This window comes from Streptomyces panaciradicis (assembly GCF_023516615.1).
In the GTDB taxonomy this organism is placed as follows: Bacteria; Actinomycetota; Actinomycetes; order Streptomycetales; family Streptomycetaceae; genus Streptomyces; species Streptomyces panaciradicis.
Genome location: NZ_JAMGBF010000308.1, coordinates 1 through 1,970, shown reverse-complemented (window position 1 = coordinate 1,970; position 1,970 = coordinate 1). Strand labels below are relative to the sequence as shown.

Here is a 1,970-nt window from a genome sequence, read left to right as displayed (position 1 = left end):
CGTACGAGCGGCTCATCCTGGACGTACTGCTCGGCGACGCCAACCTTTTCCCGCGTCACCAGGAAGTGGAAGAGTCCTGGAAGATCCTCGACCCGATCGAGGAGTACTGGGCGAAGAACGGCAAGCCGGCGCAGTACGCCTCGGGGACCTGGGGACCCGGGGAAGCCGACGAGATGCTCGCACGAGACGGACGGAGCTGGCGCAGGCCATGAAGATCGACCTGACCGACACCACGGCAAGCAAGATCAACAAGGCGCTGGTGCAGGGTCGCCGCGCCCTGGGCACGCCCGCCGTGGGCATGGTCCTGACGATGGTGATCGTCACGGACGAGGAGAACGCCTACGACGCGATCAAGGCGGCCGAGGAGGCCTCGCACGAGCACCCCTCGCGCACCCTGGTCGTCATCAGGAGGCAGGCGCGCACCCCGCGCGACCGCATCGCGTCCAAGCTGGACGCGGAGGTACGGGTGGGCTCCGACGCGGGCACCGGCGAGACGGTGGTGCTGCGCACCTACGGCGAGGTGTCCGACCACGCCGACTCGGTGGTCCTGCCGCTGCTGCTGCCGGACGCGCCCGTCGTCGTGTGGTGGCCGGTGGACGCGCCGGACAACCCCGCGAAGGACCCGCTGGGCGCCCTGGCGCAGCGCAGGATCACCGACCTGTACGCGGTGGAGAACCCGCTCCAGGCGCTGGAGACCCGCAGGCGTTCCTACGCCCCCGGCGACACCGACCTCGCCTGGACCCGGCTGACGCCGTGGCGTTCGATGCTGGCCGCCGCCCTGGACCAGGCCCGCGCCCAGATCATCTCGGGCGCGGTGGAGGCCGAGGCGGAGAACCCGGCCGCCGAGCTGCTGGCGCGCTGGCTGGAGGCGCGGCTGAAGGTGAAGATCGACCGCGTGGTCACCGCCGGCCCGGTCGTCACCGCGGTCCGCCTGGGCACCGTCGACGGCGAGATCGTCATCGACCGCCCGGAGGGCCCGCTGGCCACCCTGTCCCTGCCGGGGCAGCCCTCCCGCACCCTCGCGCTGAAGGTGCGCACCACCTCCGAACTCATCGCCGAGGAGCTGCGCCGCCTCGACGCCGACGAGATGTACGCCGTGGCCCTGCGGGCCGAGGCCGCCGAGGAGACCGTCTGATGTCCGACCACCCCCAGCTGTCCCGGCGCCCCGAGTGGACCGCGCTGGAGGACCACCGCGCCCAGGGGCAGCCGCAGTTGCGCGAGCTGTTCGCCACGGACCCGGGGCGCGCGGAGCGCTACGTGGTGCGCGTGGGCGACCTGCGCATCGACTACTCCAAGCACCTGATCACCGACGAGACGCTCGCTCTGCTGCAGGAACTGGCCACCGCCACCGACGTGTTCGGACTGCGGGACGCCATGTTCCGGGGCGAGCGGATCAACCTCACCGAGGACCGTGCCGTCCTGCACACCGCGCTGCGCGCCCCGCGCGACGCGGTGATCGAGGTCGACGGCGAGAACGTCGTGCCGAAGGTGCACGAAGTCCTCGACAAGATGAGCGACTTCGCCGGACGGGTCCGCTCCGGCGAGTGGACCGGGCACACCGGCCGGCGCATCAGGAACGTCGTCAACATCGGCATCGGCGGCTCGGACCTCGGCCCGGCGATGGCCTACGAGGCCCTTCGGGCCTTCACGGCACGGGAGTTGACGTTCCGGTTCGTGTCGAACGTCGACGGGGCGGACCTGCACGAGGCGGTCCGCGACCTGGACCCGGCGGAGACGCTGTTCATCGTCGCGTCCAAGACGTTCACCACGATCGAGACGATCACCAACGCCACCTCCGCCCGCTCCTGGCTGCTGGCCGGGCTCGGGGATGGGGGCACCTCCCGCTCGAGCGAAGCCGAGAGTGGGGGAGACAAGGCCGTGGCCCGGCACTTCGTGGCGCTGTCGACGAACACCGAGAAGGTCACGGACTTCGGCATCGACCCGGACAACATGTTCGAGTTCTGGGACTG

2 protein-coding genes and 1 pseudogene are annotated in these 1,970 nt (G+C 71.0%); all 3 read left to right on the top strand.

What is annotated here, in order from left to right:
- Positions 1-212 (top strand): annotated as a pseudogene (locus M8J74_RS44070) (glucose-6-phosphate dehydrogenase); the annotation flags it as partial.
- Entirely contained in the window at positions 209-1,135 is a 927-nt protein-coding gene (gene opcA / locus M8J74_RS44065; protein ID WP_058922022.1) for a glucose-6-phosphate dehydrogenase assembly protein OpcA, read from the top strand. The pseudogene M8J74_RS44070 and the gene opcA, both read left to right, overlap by 4 nt.
- Positions 1,135-1,970: phosphoglucose isomerase-related protein (locus tag M8J74_RS44060; RefSeq protein WP_505016726.1), on the top strand; the 836-nt coding region annotated here is incomplete at its 3' end. The genes opcA and M8J74_RS44060, both read left to right, overlap by 1 nt.